Annotated in this window: 17 protein-coding genes; 7 read left to right on the top strand and 10 right to left on the bottom strand. The window is 66.7% G+C overall.

Annotated elements, in window-relative coordinates; all coding sequences use genetic code 11:
* The 3 genes from IP92_RS22295 to ppa all read right to left on the bottom strand — a co-directional run bounded on the left by IP92_RS22295 (position 1) and on the right by ppa (position 3562).
* Positions 1-2073, bottom strand: coding sequence for a DUF3500 domain-containing protein (locus tag IP92_RS22295; RefSeq protein WP_145879259.1), 2073 nt, complete (start codon positions 2071-2073; stop codon positions 1-3).
* 119 nt (positions 2074-2192) lie between these two features.
* The gene (locus IP92_RS22290; RefSeq protein ID WP_145879256.1) at positions 2193-2882 is read right to left on the bottom strand and encodes a class I SAM-dependent methyltransferase; all 690 of its coding nucleotides are present in this window, start codon (positions 2880-2882) and stop codon (positions 2193-2195) included.
* 143 nt (positions 2883-3025) lie between these two features.
* Entirely contained in the window at positions 3026-3562 is a 537-nt protein-coding gene (ppa, locus tag IP92_RS22285) for an inorganic diphosphatase (protein ID WP_145879254.1), read from the bottom strand.
* Between the two features lie 213 nt (positions 3563-3775).
* Between ppa and IP92_RS30280 the strand changes: the two genes are divergently transcribed.
* Positions 3776-4876 carry a PEPxxWA-CTERM sorting domain-containing protein gene (locus IP92_RS30280; protein ID WP_199271832.1) on the top strand — a complete coding sequence of 367 codons (1101 nt, stop codon included), beginning with the start codon at positions 3776-3778 and terminating at the stop codon, positions 4874-4876.
* Between the two features lie 246 nt (positions 4877-5122).
* Positions 5123-6202, top strand: a complete 1080-nt coding sequence (locus IP92_RS22275; protein ID WP_145879251.1) for a PEP-CTERM sorting domain-containing protein — start codon at positions 5123-5125, stop codon at positions 6200-6202.
* Positions 6203-6238: 36 nt separating this feature from the next.
* Here the strand turns inward: IP92_RS22275 and IP92_RS22270 are convergent, their stop codons facing one another.
* The 4 genes from IP92_RS22270 to hemC are packed head-to-tail and all read right to left on the bottom strand — an operon-like array spanning position 6239 to position 10374.
* Positions 6239-7435 (bottom strand): heme biosynthesis protein HemY, encoded by a 1197-nt coding sequence (locus IP92_RS22270; RefSeq protein ID WP_145879249.1) that lies wholly within the window; start codon positions 7433-7435, stop codon positions 6239-6241.
* 1 nt (position 7436) lies between these two features.
* A complete protein-coding gene (locus IP92_RS22265; RefSeq protein ID WP_145879247.1) occupies positions 7437-8606 on the bottom strand; it encodes a uroporphyrinogen-III C-methyltransferase in 1170 nt (389 codons plus the stop codon).
* Positions 8603-9394 (bottom strand): uroporphyrinogen-III synthase, encoded by a 792-nt coding sequence (locus IP92_RS22260; protein ID WP_145879245.1) that lies wholly within the window; start codon positions 9392-9394, stop codon positions 8603-8605. The genes IP92_RS22265 and IP92_RS22260 overlap by 4 nt, the downstream gene beginning before the upstream one ends.
* Positions 9394-10374 (bottom strand): hydroxymethylbilane synthase, encoded by a 981-nt coding sequence (hemC, locus tag IP92_RS22255; RefSeq protein ID WP_260071549.1) that lies wholly within the window; start codon positions 10372-10374, stop codon positions 9394-9396. The genes IP92_RS22260 and hemC overlap by 1 nt, the downstream gene beginning before the upstream one ends.
* Positions 10375-10556: 182 nt before the next feature.
* On the opposite strand from hemC, the gene ppc reads away from it, so the two are divergent.
* From ppc to IP92_RS22240, 3 genes are all read left to right on the top strand, one after another.
* A complete protein-coding gene (gene ppc / locus IP92_RS22250) occupies positions 10557-13412 on the top strand; it encodes a phosphoenolpyruvate carboxylase (protein WP_145879242.1) in 2856 nt (951 codons plus the stop codon).
* An 859-nt stretch (positions 13413-14271) separates the two neighbouring features.
* Positions 14272-14751 carry a hypothetical protein gene (locus IP92_RS22245; protein ID WP_145879240.1) on the top strand — a complete coding sequence of 160 codons (480 nt, stop codon included), beginning with the start codon at positions 14272-14274 and terminating at the stop codon, positions 14749-14751.
* A gap of 394 nt (positions 14752-15145) precedes the next feature.
* The gene (locus tag IP92_RS22240) at positions 15146-15772 is read left to right on the top strand and encodes a GIN domain-containing protein (protein WP_145879238.1); all 627 of its coding nucleotides are present in this window, start codon (positions 15146-15148) and stop codon (positions 15770-15772) included.
* A 16-nt stretch (positions 15773-15788) separates the two neighbouring features.
* Here the strand turns inward: IP92_RS22240 and IP92_RS22235 are convergent, their stop codons facing one another.
* On the bottom strand, positions 15789-16682 hold the full coding sequence (locus IP92_RS22235; RefSeq protein WP_145879235.1) for a hypothetical protein: 894 nt from the start codon (positions 16680-16682) through the stop codon (positions 15789-15791).
* A 92-nt stretch (positions 16683-16774) separates the two neighbouring features.
* Positions 16775-17452 carry a GNAT family N-acetyltransferase gene (locus IP92_RS22230; protein ID WP_158206829.1) on the bottom strand — a complete coding sequence of 226 codons (678 nt, stop codon included), beginning with the start codon at positions 17450-17452 and terminating at the stop codon, positions 16775-16777.
* Between the two features lie 52 nt (positions 17453-17504).
* Here IP92_RS22230 and IP92_RS22225 point away from each other — a divergent pair, with 52 nt between their 5' ends.
* Positions 17505-17840, top strand: a complete 336-nt coding sequence (locus tag IP92_RS22225) for a zinc ribbon domain-containing protein YjdM (protein ID WP_145879231.1) — start codon at positions 17505-17507, stop codon at positions 17838-17840.
* On the opposite strand, the gene IP92_RS22220 is transcribed toward IP92_RS22225, so the two are convergent.
* Positions 17837-18814 (bottom strand): 2-dehydropantoate 2-reductase, encoded by a 978-nt coding sequence (locus IP92_RS22220; protein WP_145879229.1) that lies wholly within the window; start codon positions 18812-18814, stop codon positions 17837-17839. The genes IP92_RS22225 and IP92_RS22220 overlap by 4 nt on opposite strands.
* 103 nt (positions 18815-18917) lie before the next feature.
* Here IP92_RS22220 and IP92_RS22215 point away from each other — a divergent pair, with 103 nt between their 5' ends.
* Positions 18918-19841: an SMP-30/gluconolactonase/LRE family protein gene (locus tag IP92_RS22215; RefSeq protein WP_145879227.1), complete on the top strand. Its 924-nt coding sequence runs from the start codon at positions 18918-18920 to the stop codon at positions 19839-19841.
* Positions 19842-19921: the final 80 nt, after the last annotated feature.

The following is a 19921-nucleotide window of genomic DNA, read 5'->3' as shown; positions in this document are numbered from 1 at the left end:
TCAGAAGCTGCCGCCGTAATCGGCCGTCTTGTCGCGCCAGATCGTGTGGTAGTGGACGTTGGTGCCGTACAGGACACCCTGCTGGACGACGAACTCGATCCACACGCGCGGCCCGTCGATGCGGAGGTACGAGTGCTGCGCATCGAGCGGCACCGCCTTCGCGTTCGGGTAGGCCGAGAAGTCCGCCTTGCTGCCGTTCTGGCCGACGGCATAGGCGACGTACGTCTGCGCCAGCGCATCGTCGGACAGGTATTCGCCCAGCAGGGTCGCGGCCACGTCGTGCGCCTGCGTGTTCACCCAAGCTTCGATGGCGGCCCGCACATAGCCCTTCTGCGCGGCGTTCATCGCGGTGTACTGCAGGCCGCGGTTCGACGTCGGGTAGACCAGCGACTTGAAGTTGCCGTCGCTGTTGCCGGATGCGCCCATGATCACGTCCGTGAACGTGCCCGAGAGGCGTGCCGCGGCCGCCGTCGTGGCGTCGCCCTGGATCGCCTCGGCCAGGTTATAGGTCGCGGCGCGCTGCTTCTCCATCGGCGCATGGGCGGTGCCCGCGGCAGTGCCGTCGTTCGTCACGGTGACGGTGCCGTCGGCCGCGACCGTCCAGTTGGGCGGCTCGACGCCGACGAAGGCCGGCGTGGCGCTGACCTTGCCGGCGTTGTAGGTGATGTTGTAGGCCAGGTGGTGGCCGATCACCTGCAGGATCCATGGCGCCGACGTGGACGGCGTGCCGACGAATGCGATCGAGTACAGGTCGCTGCCGTAGCCCATCGCCGCCATGCCGCCGGTGCCCTGCCCGCCCGGAGTTCCTGTTCCTGTGCCCGTGCCCGTGCCGGTGCCTGGGAACGTGCCGGTGGGCGGCGTACCCGTACCGTCGGTGGGCGGCACACCGGTGCCGTCGGTGGGCGGCGTGCCGGTGCCGCCGGGCATGCCGCCGCCGGTGCCTTGCGCGGTAGCCAGCACCTGGTCAGCCGCACGCAGTTCCTCAAACAGCCGGATGCCGGTGGCGCTGAGCGCCTTCGAGATCACCGTGCCGGCGGCGGCCAGTTGCGCGGCCGTCAACGTGGACGTGTTCAGGCGCAGGCCGTGCCGGCTGCCCGGCAGGTTGGTCCACTGGTTGGCGTTGGCGAGCGCGTACTCGAACAGCACGGTGGACGACGACGTGGCATCCGTCGCCACCGTCTTCTGGTCCGCCGACAGCGTGGCCAGGAACGCGTTGGCCGCGTTGACGACTGCCGCCGTGTTGGCGCCCGCGCTGATGACGTTGACGGCCAGACCCACTTCCGTGCTGGCCGTGCTGCCGGCCGTGTTCGTGGCGACGACCTTGTACGTGCCCACGCTGTTCGCGCTGGCCGCGGCGATCGTGTAGGTGCTCGCGGTCGCGCCGGGGATCGCCGTATCGTTGCGATACCACTGGAACGCCAGGCTCGCGCCGGTGGCGGCAGCCGAGAAGGTCACGCTGGTGCCGGCATTGACGCGTTGCGCGATCGGCTGGGTCGTGATCACCGGTGCCGTCACCGACGACGACACGGCGATGACGGCGGCGGCACTGGTGGCCGAACCGGCCGCGTTGCTGACGACGGCCGTGTAGCTGCCTGCGGTCGATGCGGCATAGGTGGGGTGCGTGGCGCCATCGATCGCGGTGCCGTCGCGGTACCACTGATACGCCAGCGCCGCGCCGTCGGCCTCGACGGAGAGGGTCTGGCTCGTGCCCGTCAGGATCGTTGCGGATGCGGGCTGCGCGGTGATCACGGGCGCGCTCGTCACGGTGATCACCGCGTTCGCGCTGGTGATCGAGCCGTCGGACGCCGTCACGACGACGTAGTACGTGCCCGCATCCGTGGCCGTGTAGGTGGACGCGGTGGCGCCGTCGATCGCGCTGCCGTTCAGGTACCACTGGTAGGTCAGGCCGTTGCCGCTGGCGACCACGGACAGCACATTGTTCGAGCCCGTGACAATCGCCGCCGATGCCGGCTGCGCGACGATCAGGGGGCCCGGGGAGGAATCGCTGCCGCAGGCGGACAGCAGGAACGATAACGACGTGGCGACGGCTGCCGCGCGGCTGGAAAAGTGCATGCGTACTCCATGGTTGTTCGAGTACGCGCACTGTAGCGAAGCGGATCACGCGGCAGGGCTTTGCCGCACGTCTTTTGCCGGGTTTTACACGGCTTTACAAGTGGGGGGCGCCGTGGCCCCTACTTCACGGCGATCAGCGACTTGGGCAAGCCGAGCAGGCGCTCGGTCGTCACGTTCGCGTCGCAGAACAACGCGGTGAAGAGCTTGCGGTCCAGCAGGCGCGCCGTCTGCACCCATGCCATCGCTTCGGAAGCGGACGTGGCGCGCGGCCACGTGCCCAGCTCGAAGCGCATCAGCAGCGATGCCCGCACGGTTTCCGGCAGCCAGTGGAAGAACGGCGCCATGAAGTGCGGCTCCAGCGGGAACCAGAAATGCGGTGTCTGCACGAAGTAATGGGGCGCGAGCCGGCGCACCTCGCCGGCGAAGGCCACCATGCGCTGCCAGTCCCCCACGTGTTCGATGACGGAGTTCGAATGCACGATACCGAACGACATCGAGTCGAGGGACGCCAGGTTGCACGCATCGCCGTCGATGAAGGCGAACAGTTCGTCGTCCGGCGGCGTCGCGTGCTTCGCTTTGTTGACGAGGGTGATGTGCACCCGGTGCCGGCGCAGGAAGTCGGCCGGGATGATGTTCCAGTAGTTGCGCTCGCCGCCCAGGTCGATGATCCGGACCTGCCCCGACCGCGCGGCCTCCTCTTCGATCAGCCGCACCAGCGCGGCGGCCCGCTTCGTGCGGAAGCGCGACCCGATCGAGTCGGTGCGCGAGTAATCGGTGAGGCGCTTTTGAAAATTGCTGACCAGTTTCATCTCAGGACCTTTTATGCGTTGATCGCTACCTCGATGACAGCACGACCCCGGTTGCTGGTCGCATCCGCGCGGCCGCTCGTCGAGCCGCCGCGCCGGAGTCGCCGGCGCCTCGCGCCGGCGGGCTTGCGCCTCGGGTGTACCCCTTAGGCGTTCGCCTTGTTGTACGCCTCGACGCCCGAGACGATTTCCTGCTTGGCCGATTCCGGGCCTTCCCAGCCGTCGACCTTGACCCACTTGCCCGGCTCCAGGTCCTTGTAGTGCTCGAAGAAGTGCTGGATCTGCTGCAGACGCAGGTCCTGCAGGTCTTCCGGCTTCTGCCAGTGCTTGTAGATCGGCAGCACCTTATCGACCGGCACGGCCAGCACCTTGGCATCCTGGCCCGCTTCGTCCGTCATCTTCAGCACGCCGATCGCGCGGCAGCGCACGACGACGCCAGGGATCAGCGGGAACGGCGTGATCACCAGCACGTCCACCGGGTCGCCGTCGGCGGACAGCGTGTTCGGCACGTAGCCGTAGTTGCACGGGTAGTGCATCGCGGTGCCCATGAAGCGGTCGACGAAGATCGCGCCGGACTCCTTGTCCACTTCGTACTTGATCGGGTCGGCGTTCATCGGGATCTCGATGATGACGTTGAAGTCGTTCGGCACGTCGCGGCCGGCTGGCACTTTGTTCAGACTCATGATTTTCCTCGGTAATACAGCTTTGACAATGATTAAACCGCGCAATTATAGCGAACTGCAAGAGGCTTGTGCGACGCAGCAGCGATTCCGCCCGTTATTGTTCCTCGATTACGCGCAATTAATCACTAGCAAACAAGTAGTAACGAAATACTAACGTTTTCATTGTATTTCAGTTACGCTACCGCCTCCTTAAACAGACCAGTAAGAAAGATCATGCACCTTAAACTCACCATGGCGGCGGCAGCCGCGTTCCTCATCGCCGGGCAAGCCGCCGCGCGCGACTTTTCGATCGACAATCTCACTGCCCGGTATGGCGAAGGGATCACGTGGGCGTCGATCAATAACGCGGGCGAGCTGATCGGCATGAACGCGGACCGTGGGGTAGAGCTGCGCCTGCGCAGCGGCAGCGTGACGTTGAGCCCCGGCGAAGACTTCAACGCGAACTATCCGGGCGTGCTCGGTAACGACGGCAGCGCCTACATCATCCGGCAAACGCCGGAGTTCGAAAGCCAGTCGTGGCGGCGCGCACCCGACGGCACGTTGACCCCGGTGCACGGCTTGGCGAACTCGCCGTACCCCAGCGGTAACGTCTCGGCCGTCAACGACAGCGGCATCGCGGTCGGCAGCGCCATGAACAACCTGGGGTACTACCGCGCCGTCGTCTACCAGGGCGGCAACGCGATCGATCTCGGCACGGCACGCGGCGAATCGAGCGCTTACGGTATCAATAACAACGGCACGATCGTCGGCGCCTACCAGATCGGCAACTACGTCAACGAAGCGTTCATCTACAGCAACGGCCAGCTGACGACCTTTGGCGGCGCCGACTCTACGGCCAAGCACATCAACGACGCCAACGTGGTGGCGGGCGAGAAAATCTTCGATAACAGCGGCCCGATGCCGCACGCCTACACGCGGGCTTTCCTCTACGAAAACGGTGCCACGACCTATATTTCGGTGGACGGCAAGCGCGACACGCACGTGCTCGACCTGAACAACTCGGGCATGGTGCTGGGCACGGCCAGCAATGGCTTCGAAGCGTACGATTACTTCCTGTACTTCCAGGGCGAGACGATCCTGCTGAAGGACATCCTCGCCGCCGAAGGGTATGCCGGCTGGAGCATCGACGGTGCAATCGGCCTCAACGACAATGACCAGCTCATCGTGCACGCACTGAACAATGCGACCGGCGAGGCGCGTGAGCTGCTGCTGTCGACCGCGGCGCTTCCGGTACCTGAACCCGGCACGTGGGCGATGCTGCTCGCCGGCCTGGGTTGCGTGGGCATGTTGAAGCGCCGCGCACGCGCGGCGTAAGGCAGGACGTGGACGGCACCAACGTGGTGCCGTTTCCGGTGTTACTGGACACGCTGTTCGCCCGAACAGCGTGTCAACATTTAGATGACATCGTTCGGCACGTTGCGGCCGGCTGGCATTTTGTCCCGGCTCAAGCCATGGCGCAAACGACGAGTAACTAGCACACAAGTAGTAACGAAATATTAACATTTTTGTTGTTTTTCCGTTACGCTACCGCTTCCTTCAACCCATCGAGAAAGGAAGCCCATGCAAGTCAAACTCACCTTGGCAGCCGCCGCACTCCTCATCGCGAGCCAGGCTTCGGCCACGAACTATTCGATCGACAACCTGACCGCCCGGTATGGCGAAGGCTACACCTGGCTGCACGTGAACAACGGCGGCGAGCTGGCTGGCGTCGGCGGGACCACGTGGAGCCGGTCGGTCGAGCTGCGGCTGCGCTCCGGCAGCGTGAGCTACCTGGACGATTCGCTGTTCCAGATCGCGCCGTCGGCCCTGGCCAATGACGGCACCGTCTACTACCAGGGACTCACGTACGACGTCTTCGGCAAGGAATACATCTACAGCAAGCGGCGTGGCCTCGACGGCACGATCACGCCGATGCCCGCGTTCCGCGAGGGATTGCCGACCCGCGTCACCGATGTGAACGACCACGGCATCGCCGTGGGCTCCGCGCCGGACGAATCCTCGTACACCCGCGCCGCCATCTTCAAGGACGGCAAGGTCACCGCGATCGGCCCTGCCAACGAAGACACGGTCGCCGATGGCATCAACAACCACGGCGCGGTCGTCGGCCACGACTTGCTCAATACGCATTCCTTCATGTACGCGGACGGCAAGCTCACGAACTTCGACGGCCAGGTCACGGCCACGAAAATCAACGATGCGAACGTGGTGGCCGGCAGCCGCTTGCTGGCCAATGGCAACGAGACCGCGTTCCTGTACAAGGATGGCGTGTTCACCGACATTACGGTGGCCGGCAAGAGCTACAGCCAGACGATCGACCTGAACAATTCGGGCATGCTGCTGGGCTACGCGTTCAACTCCTTCGACGCCACGCCGACGCAGTACTTCGTCTACGCCAACGGCGAAACCATCGTGCTGAACGATCTCGTTGCCGCGCAGGGGTATGCCGGCTGGAATTTTGGCCAAGTCTACGACATCAATGACAACGGCCAGGTGCTGGTCTCGCTCTACCGCGACGTGAACGACGTGCGCGAGTCGCGCCAACTGCTGCTGTCGCCGGTACCGGAACCCGGCACGTGGGCAATGCTGCTGGCCGGCCTCGCTTGCGTGGGAATGGTGAAACGCCGCGCACGGGCGGCATGATGTAGATGGGACGGCCCGCCCGGGGCCGTCGCGGCGTTACAGGATGGTGGCCAGCGCGCACTGCCGGTAATGGCTGGCCGCCTCTTCCGGCTGCTGCAGCGCTTCGTGCAGCTGGGCCAGTTTCAGGTGCGCCTCGCGCACCATCGCCGGGTCCGTCGCATCGGACAGCGCCTGTTCCAGGTAGCGCTGCGCCTTGCCCCACAGCTTCTGCTTCAGGCACAGCGACCCCAGCGTCAGCGCCAGCTCGGCATCCGTCGGGCGCTCCAGCATCCATGCCTCGCAATGCTCGATCTGCGCCAGCAGCGCGGCCGAGCCGGCCGGTGCGGCCGCTTCGCGGTAGGCGCGCACGATGCGCTCGTCCCAGTTCGCCTTCAGCGCTTCCTCGGCCACGATGCGGGCCTCGTCGTGCAGGCCGCGGGCATTCAGCGCCGTGGCGGCGCGGCACGCGACGAACGGCTTGGTGCGGTCCGTGCTCGGCACCGTCGACCACACGCGCATGATCGACTCGGCGTCGTGCGCCCGGTCCGACAGCAGGTCTTCGTAAGCCAGCTCGCGCAGCCGCGCCGACAGCGCCGGGTGCAGCGCCCGGTGCTTGTCCAGCGAACGCACGAGACGCAGCACTTCCGGCCAGTTCTTGGCCTGCTGCTCGGCCTTCAGCGACCATTGCAGCGCATGGATGTGGCGCGTGCCGCTGGCGTTCAGCTCGCGCACGGCGGCCAGCGCCGCTTCCGGCTGGTGGTCGTCGACGAGCAGTTCCGTCATCGTCATCAGCCGCGCCGTCTTCATCGCGTTATCGTCGGCGATGCGCGCCAGCCACTGGTCGCGGCGCGCCGTCTGGCGCATCCGGTGCGCGGCGCGGGCGCCGATCAGCGCGGCCACGCCGGCGTTTTCCGGCAGCTCGGCGGCGCGCAGCGCGGCCTTCTCGGCATGGCCGAAGCGGCCTTCGAACAGCGCCTTCAGCGCATCGCGCAAGCCCTTGTTGCCATCCCGTTCGCGCTTGCGCTGGCGGTATTCGGCCACCCGGGCCGGCATGCGCATCGTTGCGCGCACGGCGCGCACCACGGCATACAGCAGCACGAACAGCAGCACCTGCGCCACGACGAAGAAGTTCAGCGACAGGTCGACCCGGTACGGCGGATAGAACAGCACGACGTTGCCCGGGTTGTAGCGGGCCGTCACGGCGATGCCGATGGCCGCGGCCATCAGCGCGAGTAACCAGAGGAAGATGCGCATGTCAGGGTTTCGCCTTGTAGTTGCGCACGGCGTTCAGGCTGTCCACCAGGGTCGGCATCTCGATCGCGAGATTGCTGCCCTGCACCTGGCGCAGCAGGGTCTGCACCGTCTGCGTCTGGCGGGCCCGCGTGTCGAAGTGGCGCGCCAGCGTTTCCTGCGCCGCCAGCAGGTCGGCACGGAACGCCGCCTCGTTACGCGACAGCAGCGCCATGCGTGCGTTCAGCAGGCGCAGCTTCAGGTTCTCGCGCACGAAGTACGCGTGCTCCGGCGCCAGCATCAGGGAATCCGGGTTCTCGACACTGCGCACGCGGATCAGTTGGCGCACATCCGTCCACATCTCGCTGCTCCAGCCGTTCCAGGCGCCCTGCAGGCGGGTGACCCACGTATCCTGCGGCACCACCGGTTCCATCTGCGGCGCCTTGCTGGCCTTGTGCCGGCCGTTGGCCTTGCGCTCCGGCGCGGCGGGCATGGCAGGCTGCGCGTCCGACAGCATCGGCAGCGCATCGACCTGCGCGATCACGTTGTCGAGGCGGACCGCCAGGCCCACCAGGTCGACGCTCGGCAGCGCCTTCAACTTCTCGGTATCGCGCGCGATGGCGCGGCGGATCGTGATGAATTGCGGCTTGTCCGAACGCGACAGGCTGCGGTCCGCGTTCTGCAGCGCGATCAGCGCGCCGGACACGTTACCGGCCAGCTGCAACTGCTGGCTCGCGGTGGACAGCACCTGTTCGATCTCGGCCAACGCCCACTCGTCGCGGTTGCGCGACATGTCGTTGTACATCTGCTCGAGCGCCAACTGCTGCGCCTGTGCTTCCTGCTGCCGGCCTTCCAGCACGCCCACCTTGACCTGCAGTTCCTTGGTGGCTTCCTGCACGGACTTGGCGATCTGGTTCGTCTCGGTGTTCACCGCGTCGCCCTTCTGCAGCCGCATCGCCATCTCGGTGCGCAGCTTGCGCATCTGCGTGTGCGTGTTGACGGCTTGCGCGGCCAGCAGGATGCCCAGCACGACGACGGCGATCGTCAGCGTGCGCGTGGAAGGGCCGGCGGGCGGCGGGTTGGCGGGAGCGGGCGGCATCGCGGCGCCGGCCGGCGGCTGGCCCGCGGGGGCCGCGGCACCCGGGGTTTTGCTCGGTTCAGCGGCCGGGTCGGATAAAGTAGGCAATTCGTTCATGGTCGTGATTGTAACGCGGCGAGCAGGCGCTCGTCGCCGGATCCTGTCAGTGTCACTCTGGACAGGCCCAGTTCGCGCGCCGTTTCGGCGATCCGAGCGTGCGGCACGATCAGGTGCTGTTGTTGCATCCTTGCCACAACGTCCACACCTTCCGCACCGTCGAGTTCCTTCAGCAGTTCAATGAGGCCGCGCAGCGCTTCCGAGCTGGTGATCACCCAGTCGTTCGGCGCGGCCAGCAAGGCGCGCAGCCGTTGCGCCAGTGCGGGCGTCAGCGCCGGCACGGCACGACGGTAGCCGGCCACCGTCGTCACCGTGGCACCGGCGGCACGGAAGCCGTCGGCCATCAGTTCGCGGCCCGATTCGCCGCGCACGATCAGCACTTCGCGGCCCCGCAGGCGGGCAAGGTCCAGCGTTTGCAGCAGGTGTTCGGAATCGCTGTGCTCCGCGTCGCGCGGGCTGACGATGTCGACCGTGTCGGGCGTGATGCCGTGCGCGGCCAGCGCGGCGCGGCTGCCCTCTCCCAGCACGGCCAGCGTGACGCCGGCCGGCCACCGCGGATGCCGTTGGGGGAGGTGCGCGAACGCCGCGTCGATCGCGTTCGGCGACACGAACGCGACCAGCGCGAAGTCGGCCAGCCGCGCCAGTGCGGCGCGCAGCGGCCCGGGATCGGGCAACGGGGAAATATCGAGCAGCGGCAGTACCTCGGCCTGCCGGCCCAGCGCGGCGACGCGCTCGGCCAGCGGCAGCGCCTGCGCGCGCGGGCGGGTGATGACGACTGCGCCCGGCATCAGGGGGCGGGATGCCCGTCCGCCTCGGCCAGGCAGGAGGCGAGGATCGCGACGGCGTCCTGCGCGCGCAGCTTGTCGGCGACCTGGTCGCCCAGCTGTTCCGCATCGGTGGCCGGGCCGTGCACGTCGGCGCTGGCGACGCGCTTGCCATCCGGCGTGGCGACCATCGCACGCAGGTGCATCAGGCCGTCATCGATCACGGCATGGGCGGCCAGCGGCACCTGGCAGCTGCCGCCGAACACCTTCGACACGCGGCGCTCGGCCGTCACGGCCTGCGCCGTCGGCACGTGGTTCAGCGGCGCCAGCAGCGCCACCAGGTCGACGCCGTCGTCGCGCTCGGCGATCTCGATCGCCATCGCGCCCTGCCCCGCTGCCGGCAGGCTGGACTCCGGGTCCAGCAGCGCGCGGATGCGCTGCGGCAGGCCGAGGCGCTTCAGGCCGGCGGCGGCCAGGATGATCGCCGCGTAATCGCCGCGATCGAGCTTGCCGAGACGGGTGTCCAGGTTGCCGCGCAGCGGCTTGATGACGAGGTGCGGGTAGCGCGCCGCGATCAGCGCCTGGCGGCGCAGGCTGCTGGTGCCGACGATGGCGCCGGCGGGCAGCTCGTCCAGCGACGCGTAGTCGTTCGACACGAACGCGTCGCGCGGGTCTTCGCGCTCGAGCACGGCGGCCAGCGCGAAGCCGTCCGGCAGCTCCATCGGCACGTCTTTCAGCGAGTGCACGGCCAGGTCGGCGCGGCCTTCTGCCATCGCCACCTCGAGCTCCTTGACGAACAGGCCCTTGCCGCCCACCTTCGACAGCGTGCGGTCGAGAATCTGGTCGCCACGCGTCGTCATGCCGAGGATTTCGACGCTGCACTGCGGATATAATAATGTCAAGCGCGCGCGTACGTGCTCGGCCTGCCACATGGCGAGGCGGCTCTCGCGCGAAGCGATCACCAGCCTGGATGGGATGTTCTGCGTCGATTCAGGAGTATTCAAAATCGTAGTATTCAAGACCGTAGTATTCAAGACTGACTTTCGCTGTTGCCAACGCTGACCGGCGTTCACCAGTTACCTGCGCGTGTGATGGAACCACAAATTCTAGCACGCGCTCTTAATGCAGCCTGCGGCCAAAAGCCTTTGCATCGACACTCATCTTTATTTGTAGCGTTCAATCACCCATGGCTAATCACGCAACTGAGCAAGCATCTGAGATCGTAAGTGCAACAGACGAACCACGAGGCGCCGACAAGGACGCGCCGTTGAAGGAAGACATCCGCCTGCTCGGCCGCCTCCTTGGCGACGTGCTGCGCGAGCAGGAAGGCGAGGAAGTGTTCGCCGTCGTGGAGACGATCCGCCAGACCGCCGTGCGCTTCCGCCGCGAAGCCGACGCGGGCGCCGCGAAGGAACTGGACGGCATGCTGAAGATCCTGACGAAGGAACAGACGATCTCCGTCGTGCGCGCCTTCTCGTACTTCTCGCACCTGGCCAACATCGCCGAGGACCAGCACCACATCCGCCGCAGCCGCGCCCACCTGCTGGCCGGCTCGGCGCCGCGCCGCGGCAGCCTGGGCTACGCGCTGTGCAAGCTGAAGGACGCCGGCGTGGACCAGGACACCGTGCAGGGCTTCTTCAAGGATGCGCTGATCTCGCCCGTGCTGACGGCCCACCCGACCGAGGTGCAGCGCAAGTCGATCCTGGATGCGGAACACGACATCGCGCGCCTGCTGGCCGAGCGCGACCTGCCGCTGACGCCGAAGGAACGGGCCGCCAACCTGCACATGCTGCGCGTGCGCATCGCCACGCTGTGGCAGACGCGCATGCTGCGCTACACGAAGCTGACGGTGGCCGACGAGATCGAGAACGCGCTGTCGTACTACCGCATCACGTTCCTGCGCGAAGTGCCGGGGCTGTACGACGACGTCGAGGAGGAGATCGCCGGGCAGTATGGCGCCGCGGCCGACGCGGTGCAGATTCCCCACGTCGATGCACCGTTCCTGCAGATGGGCAGCTGGATCGGCGGCGACCGCGACGGCAACCCGAACGTCAACGCCGACACGATGCGCCATGCGCTGGAACGCCAGGCCACGACGATCCTCGACTTCTACCTGGACGAGGCGCATGCGCTGGGTGCCGACCTGTCCATCTCGACGCTGATGGTCGCGTGCAGCCCGGAGCTGCAGGCGTTGGCCGATGCGTCGCCTGACCAGTCCGACCACCGCAAGGACGAGCCTTACCGCCGCGCGCTGATCGGCATCTACGCCCGCCTGGCCAGCACGGCGCGCACGCTGGGCGCCGCCCACATCCTGCGCAAGGAAGTGGGCCATGCCGAGCCCTACGCCGACGCGGCCGCCTTCTCGGCGGACCTGCAGGTGCTGATCGATTCGCTGGAAGCGAACCACGGCGGCATGCTGGCGCGCCCGCGCCTGACGACGCTGAAGCGCGCGGCCGACGTGTTCGGATTCCACCTGGCGTCGCTGGACATGCGCCAGAGTTCGGACGTGCACGAGCGCGTGTTGACGGAACTGTTCGCCCGCGCCGGCGCGCACGCCGACTACGCGAGCCTCGACGAGGATGCGAAGGTGCAACTGCTGCTGGCGGAACTGGCGCAACCGCGCCTGCTGTATTCGCCGTACATCGACTACAGCGACGAGACGCAGTCCGAACTGTCGATCTTCCGCGCCGCGCGCGACGTGCGCCAGCGCTACGGCGAGCGGGCGATCCGCAACTACATCATCTCGCACACGGAGACGGTGTCCGACCTGCTGGAAGTGTTCGTGCTGCAGCAGGAGACGGGCCTGCTGCGCCGCGACAAGGACGGCCGGACGACGGCCGACCTGATGGTGATTCCGCTGTTCGAAACGATTCCCGACCTGCAGCGCGCGGCCGGCATCATGCGCGACGTGATGGCGATCCCGCTCGTCAAGGAACTGATCGAGCAACGCGGCCGCATCCAGGAAGTGATGCTGGGTTACTCCGACTCCAACAAGGACGGCGGTTTCCTGACGTCGAACTGGGAGCTGTACAAGGCCGAGATCGCGCTGATCGACGTATTCGGCAAGGCCGGCGTCAAGCTGCGGCTGTTCCACGGCCGCGGCGGCACCGTGGGCCGCGGCGGCGGCCCGAGCTACGAGGCGATCCTGGCGCAGCCGAAGGGCACCGTCAACGGCCAGATCCGCCTGACGGAACAGGGCGAGATCATCGCGTCGAAGTTCTCGAACGCGGAGATCGGCCGGCGCAACCTGGGGCTGCTGGTCGCGGCCACGCTGGAAGCGAGCCTGATGCCGCCGGTGGCGCACCCTGAGCACCGCGAACAGCTGGCCGGCTTCGAAGCCGTGATGACGGAACTGTCGGACCGCGCATACAAGGCGTACCGCAACCTCGTCTACGAGACGCCGGGCTTCACGGACTACTTCTTCGCCGCCACGCCGATCGCCGAGATCGCGGAGCTGAACATCGGTTCGCGGCCGGCGTCGCGCAAGTCCACCAAGCGTATCGAGGACCTGCGCGCGATTCCATGGGGCTTCTCGTGGGGCCAGTGCCGCCTGCTGCTGCCGGGCTGGTTCGGCTTCGGCAGCGCGATCGCCGGCTGGCTGGCCGACGGCGACCGTGAGCAGCGCGTGGCGCAGCTGCGCGACATGCACGCGCACTGGCCGTTCTTCGCCACGTTGCTGTCGAACATGGACATGGTGCTGGCCAAGACGGACCTGGCGATCGCGTCGCGCTACGCCGAGCTGGTGGCGGACAAGGAGCTGCGCGAGCGCATCTTCAAGCGCATCTGCGACGAATACCGCCAGACGCTGGAGTGCCTGGAAACGGTGACGGGCGCCCGCGAACGCCTGGCAGGCAACCCGCTGCTGGCGCGCTCGATCCAGAACCGCTTCGCCTACCTCGATCCGCTGAACCACCTGCAGGTGGAGCTGATCAAGCGGCGCCGCGCACTGGCGGCCACGCCGGACAAGGCCGACCCGCGCGTGCATCGCGGCATTCACTTGTCGATCAACGGTGTCGCGGCCGGGCTGCGCAACACGGGCTGAGTTCAAGCCGCACCTTATCCACGCCACACTTCGGCAAAGCGGACCTGCGGGTCCGCTTTTTTTTGGTTCTCCACGGATTAATGTGAAGACCGGGTTCCTTCCAGATGCCCGCACCGCCTACGATTGTTTCAAGCGCCTGGGGCGCACCAGCGTGCATGGCTGGCAGGAAGGAGACACGCGTGACGGTGGCTGAACACCGCTTGTGCGGCCGCGTGGAGGCAGACCCGACGGCATGCGGTGACATGGCGTTGCCGGCGGCCGGCGGAATATCGCGATGTCTCCACTTCAAACCCATCTAAAAGGCCCGACCGCGCGCTGAAGATGCGGCTGTTTTGGACTTTTTGACTTTGGAATTGGATCAAAGCGGATCAATACCTGTTTTTTATAGACCTCATTAGGCGCATCATCCCGCATGGTAGAGTGGATTAGACTCCGCTGGGCCATATTGGAGCGATTTGGACATTGAAGCGCCGGCGGGGACCTCACGGGCTGGTGAAATCGTGGGCGTAGCGGTGCGCGAACAACATGCCGGTGGGAGCGATCGAGTACGAGGAATTCCGCCAATCGATTGACCATATCTCCCGGGCTATTCCGCACCTTGAAGCCGGCGCGGCCCAACACCAAACCGGCCCCCCGTAGTCTCTTCAGAGGGAGGGCGTCCGAAGCGCGAAAATCTAAACGATGCCAATACAAGCCGAACGAGTCTGGTCCACTCCATTCTCAAGGATGAAGCGCCTGATTCGCACTATAAAAATATCGTCTCGACCTTATTTGATCTATTTCTAATTCACGAGAATCTTAACCAACCTTATTCCAGAGGCCCGGTCCAATGTATTAGATCGTTTAATCGGAGCCGACCATGGAATACATACCGACGAAACCCGTGAATCTTCCCCTCGCCGAGTTCATGGCGCTGGAATTCTATTTGATGGACAACCGGCCGGGTGTCAAGCCTGAGCTGTTCGTGACTGAACTGGTAAAGCGATGGCTGGCTATCGAGAATGAGCGCCTGGCCCTGCGGCGGGACGGGCCAGCCCTGCGCGGCTTCCAATGGAAAAAGCTCTTCCTGCCGGAAGGTACCAATCTACGAACGAGCTATGGTGATGACGTCGCCTTCGCCAAGGTGCGCGGCGACCGTATCGTGTCCGATGACGGCGCTGCGCTGACGCCATCGCAATTTGCCAACCAGCGTGCGAAGGGGCGCAACGCGTGGCGCTTCGTCTGGCTGCGCTTTCCCGGCAACGAGCGCTGGGTTCGCGCCGACGACTGCCGGGTGCGGCCGCACCGCGGTGGAGATCGTCACGCCTCGCCCGATCACATCCGCAGCGGCTCTGGATGACCAGGCGACAGCCCTTCCCGCATTGCCGCCAGCCCGTCGCGGTCGCGATGCGATCGCGGCCGCATGCGGACGTGGGGCCGCGATCGCACGACGGCCGTCTGGCGCGTGCGGTCCGCAATGTCTCCACGCGGCCGAACCAGCTGCGTCCAGGCACCGGCACGCGTGTCTCCTTCCTGCCCGCCATGCACGGCAGCGCTGCGCGAACGCCTGGAACAAACTTGACGCAAGTGCCGAAAGAAGATTGGGCTTAACACCAATCCGTGAAGAACCCTTTTTATGTTTAATTTTGCGGTTCATCGCCGTAAAATCGCGTTTCGTCGCATACGCGGGTCCATCGCCCGCGGCGGCGTCCTAGAATCGCACCACCATACAATCACTACAAGAGGTAATTGCCATGCGACGTCTGTTCCTGTCTTCCCTGCTGCTCTCCACGCTGCTCGCCCCGGCCGCCCACGGCGCCGAGGACGCGCGCCAGCTTGCCGCGTTCCGCGCGATCTCGATCCACGGTCCGATCAACATCGAAGTGCATGCCGGCCAGACGCAATCGGTGAAGGTGTACGGCCGGCCGGAATTCATCAGCAACGTCGTGACGAACGTGAAGGCCGAGGAACTGCGCATCGATTACGGCAGCGGCAGCAAGTCGGTGAAGGATGGCGACAAGATCGTCGTCACCGTCCCCTCACTCGTCAAGTGCATCGTCGAAGGCGCCGGCCAGGTCGTCATCGACAACGTCAAGGAAGAGCGGATCGACCTGCAGTTCGAAGGCGCCGGCCGGCTCGAAGCGAAGGGCAGCGCGAAGTGGCTGCGCCTGAAGGCCCGCGGCACCGGCGAAGTGCAGACGCACAACCTGAAAACGGAACGCGCCGACGTCAACTTCGAAGGCATCGGCAGCGTCAAGGTGCACGCCAGCCAGACGTTGAACGCCGTCGTGCGCGGCATCGGCAACCTGACCTACTACGGCCACCCGAAGACGTTGAACAAGTCCGTGGCCGGCATCGGCAATGTGGAGGCCGGGGACTGACGCCACTCGTAGGCAGTCAGCGCTCCCCTTCCGCTGGTTTGACGGCTTGCGGATCGCTGACGCAGACATCCTTCAGGGCCTCGCGCTGGCCCAGCCACTGCCCGGTCACGCAGGCCAGCGCCACGCGCGCCGATTCGAACCGGCGCTGCGCATCGACGACGGGAGCGACGTCCACTTCCGCGTAGGTCCGCTTGCCGGAATTGCCCTCGACCACCAGCGTCAGCCGGCGCGGCAGCTGCGACGGCCCAAGCTCCGTCGCACCGACGCGCACGGTCCGCACCGGGCCGTCGACCTGGCGCTGCACGAGCGGGTGCTTGGCCGCCAGCTGCGCGGCGTCCCGCTCGATCCGGCTGCGCGCCGCCGCCAGATCCGCGGCATCGAGCGTGCCGGCCTGGCACTGCGAGTGCCTGATGCGCGCGACTTCCTGCTCGGCTTGCGCCAGCCGCGTACGCAGCGTATCGGGGGAAAGGCGCGTGCCGACCTGGTCGGGCAGACCCGCCAGGCTGGCTTCCAGCTTGGCGATGTTCGCCGCCGCCTCGCCGCCCCTGGCCAGCGCGCGCTCGCGGAACGGGTCGGGCCTGGCCTTGTCCCAGGCCAGCACACGGTCCACCACGCGGCGGGCAAGGGCCGGGTCGGCGGCCAGCTCGGGCAGGATCAGCGGAGCCGCCGTCATCGTCATCACCGACACCACCTGGGCAGCGTCGCCCTGTTCGAGGAGCGCCTGCCGGCTCGCGCGCAGCCGCGCGAGCAGATACAGGAACCCCGCCTGTTCCTTGTCGCCCGCCGTCCGCACGCCGATCGCCGCAGGGAACAGCCTTGCCGGATCGCCCAGCGTGGCGGGATCGTCCAGCATCTCGTTCGCGGCACGCAGTACCAGCGCGGCATCACAGGACCGCAGGCGTTCGTCCACCCGGTCCGCCGCGCGCGCCCGCAGCGCCTTGCAGCGCCAGCAGCACCAGCGCCGCCGCCAGCGGCTTCCTCAAATCATTCATGGGCCGTCCCTCATGTGCTCGGCGGCCGCGACAGCTTCGCATGCCGCAACACGCCATTGCGCTCGAACCCCAGCGCCTCGTACAGCGCGATGGCCCGCGCATTTTTCTCGCCCACGTGCAGCATCGGCGTCACGCCGTCGCGCTGCATGCCGTGCATCACGTGCCGCACCAGCAGCTTCGCATAACCGCGGCCCGTGTAGTCGGGATGCGTGCACACGGCGCTCACCTCGCGCAGGTCGGACAGATCCATCCGCTCGCCGGAAAGCGCCACGAGCCGCTCGCCATCGTGGATGCCGTAGTAGCGCCCCATGATCCCGGTGCGGCGGCGGAAGTAGCCGGGGAACGCGATGTCCGTCAGTTCGACCATCGCCGGGTCAAGCGCATCGAGTTGCACGATGCCCTCGGGTGGCGGTGCGTCGACGGGACCGTCCCGGTACACCATCTGCATCACGCCGCCCAGCTCCGTCAGGCGCCAGCCTTCCGGCACGGTCGGCGTCGCGCCGAGGAAGTAGGCGTCCTCCGTCACGTATTCCAGGTCCGTCCCCCGCACGAACATGCCGTCTTCCGGCACGGCGCAGAACGGCGCCACGTCCGGCTCGTAGCGGCGCATGTCGCCGAGGACCTGGGCAAGATGCCGCTGGCCGCTCGTCAACGCGGACCAGATCGGGTTGGCCAATCGGTCTTTCATCGTCTTGTTTTCCTCCTCTGGGCTATACTGCCCGGTTTTTGAGTCGATTGCCATGAGCACCCTGCCCTCCTGCCCCCAATGCGGTTCCGAATTCACCTATGAGGACGGCGCCAACCTCGTCTGCCCCGAGTGCGCGCACGAGTGGTCGCCGCAAGCCGCCGCGGCGGACACGGCCCGCGTGTACCGCGACGCTTCCGGCAATGTGCTGCAGGACGGCGATACCGTCACCGTGATCAAGGACCTGAAGCCGAAGGGCTCCGGCGGCGTCATCAAGCAAGGCACGAAGGTCAAGAACATCCGGCTCGTCGATGCCGATCACGACATCGACTGCAAGATCGACGGCTTTGGCGCGATGAGCCTGAAGTCCGAGTTCGTGCGCAAGGCCTAGGCAGGATACAGGCCCCGGATGCGGGCGAACAGCCGCGTGAGGCCGAGCAACGCATCGATGTTCGGTGTGGCGATGCCGACCCGCTGGCCGATCTCGCGCGCCGCGCCGACGATGCTGTCCAACTCGATCGGCCGGCCCGCCTCCACGTCCTGCAGCATCGACGTCCGGAAGGCGCCCAGCTTGCGCGTCACCTGCTGCCGGTCTTCCGGCGTCTCGTCGATCGCGCAGCCGATGCGTGCGCCGATCGCCGCCGCCTCGCGCATCGCCGCGATGCAGAAGCTCGATACCAGCGGGTCGTCCAGCAGCCGGTCCGCCGTCGCGCCCGTGATGGCCGATACAGGGTTGATCGTCATATTGCCCCACAATTTGTACCAGATATCGTAGCGGATGCGCGGCGACAGCGTGACGGCGAATCCCGCCTCCGTCAGCATGCCGGCGATGCGGCGCGCCCGCGCGGACTCGCCGCCATCCGGCTCGCCGACGATCAGGCCATTGCCCATCTTGTGCCACACGACGCCCGGCTCGGGCGCCGATGCGGACGCATGCACGACGCAGCCCAGCAGGTGTTCATAGGGGATCGCGGCGGCGATGTGGCCGCCGGGGTCGACGGCATCCAGCGGCCCGCCCGGCAACGGCTGGGCGCCCTGCGCGAACCACCACGGCACGCCGTTCATCGCGGGCAGCACGACCGTGCCCGGTCCCAGCAGCGGTGCGATCAGCGGCGCCACGTCGCGCAGCGCCGGGCCCTTGACGGCGATGACGACGATATCCTGCTCGCCCAGCTCCGCGGCATCTTCGGTGGCGCGCACGTCCGCCTGCACCAGCTGCTCGCCCTCGCGCAGGCGCCAGCCGTGTTCGCGCAGCGCGGTCAGCGTGGCACCCCGCGCCAGCGCGCTGGTCGCCACGCCCGACGCGGCCAGCCGCGCGCCGATGAAACCGCCGATCGCGCCGGCGCCAACAATGCATGCCTTCATGGTCTCTCCCCCAGGTTTCCCGCGATGATAACGCAGGAGTGGAAACGATTGCATCGAATGCAATGCATGCCTACAATCGCTCGTCCAACCCAGGAGCCCGACCATGCGCCATCGCCCCCTCTTCGCCGCCGTCCTTGCTTTGCTGCCCCACGTGCCGTCCCTTGCCGCCGCCTGCGGCAAGCCGCCATCCGGTGAGCTGACGGCCCAGCGTGTGGCCGCCGCGGCGCCAACGTTCGGCGGCGCCGAGCTGTACGAAGGTCCCGTGTGGATCGGCGATGCGCTGTACTTCTCCGACTTCAGCCACACGGGGGTGTTCCCGTCGCGCATCCGCAAGCTGGCGCCGGACGGCAGCGTCAGCACCGTACTCGAGGATGCCGGCAGCAACGGCCTGGCCGTCGACGCGCAGGGCAACCTCGTCGCCGCCACGCACAAGTACAAGGCGCTGTCGCGCTATGCGCTCGGCACCAAGGCGCGCACGCCGATCGCGGAACGCTATGCGGGCAACGTGTTCAACTCGCCGAACGACATGACGATCGCCGGCGACGGCACGATCTACTTCACCGACCCGGATTACCAGAAGGCGGCCGCGCCGGGCGGCCAGCCCGTCACGGGCATCTACCGGGTCGGCACGGACGGCAAGGTGACGCTGGTGGACGGCAGCCGGCACAACCCGAACGGCATCGCGCTGTCGCCCTCGGGCGATACGCTGTACGTGAACGCCAGCGACGGCGAAGTGCGCGCCTACCAGATCGCGAACGGCGTGCCAGGCCAGGGGCGCAAGCTGATCGCCGGCATCGACGGCGGCGACGGCATGACGGTCGATTGCCACGGCAACCTGTACGTGACGGAGCACGGCGCGAAACGCGTACGCGTGTTCACGCCGCAAGGGCGCGAGCTGGCCGTGATCCGCGTCGACGCGAAGGTGACGAACGTGGCCTTCGGCGGGCGCCAGGGCACCACGCTGTACATCACCGGCGCGAGCGCGCTGTGGCAGGTTCCTCTGGACGTCAGCGGCATGCCCTATTGAAGCGTGCGGGCCGTGAGAATGTGTGAATATTTTTTCATCATTCTCACGTATAGTGGAGGCACCACCACCGACCGGAGACC

This window comes from Pseudoduganella flava (genome assembly GCF_007830495.1).
Classification (GTDB): Bacteria; Pseudomonadota; Gammaproteobacteria; order Burkholderiales; family Burkholderiaceae_D; genus Rugamonas; species Rugamonas flava.
The sequence above is the reverse complement of the archived record's forward strand: the minus strand, read 5'-3'. Positions and strand labels throughout refer to the sequence as shown.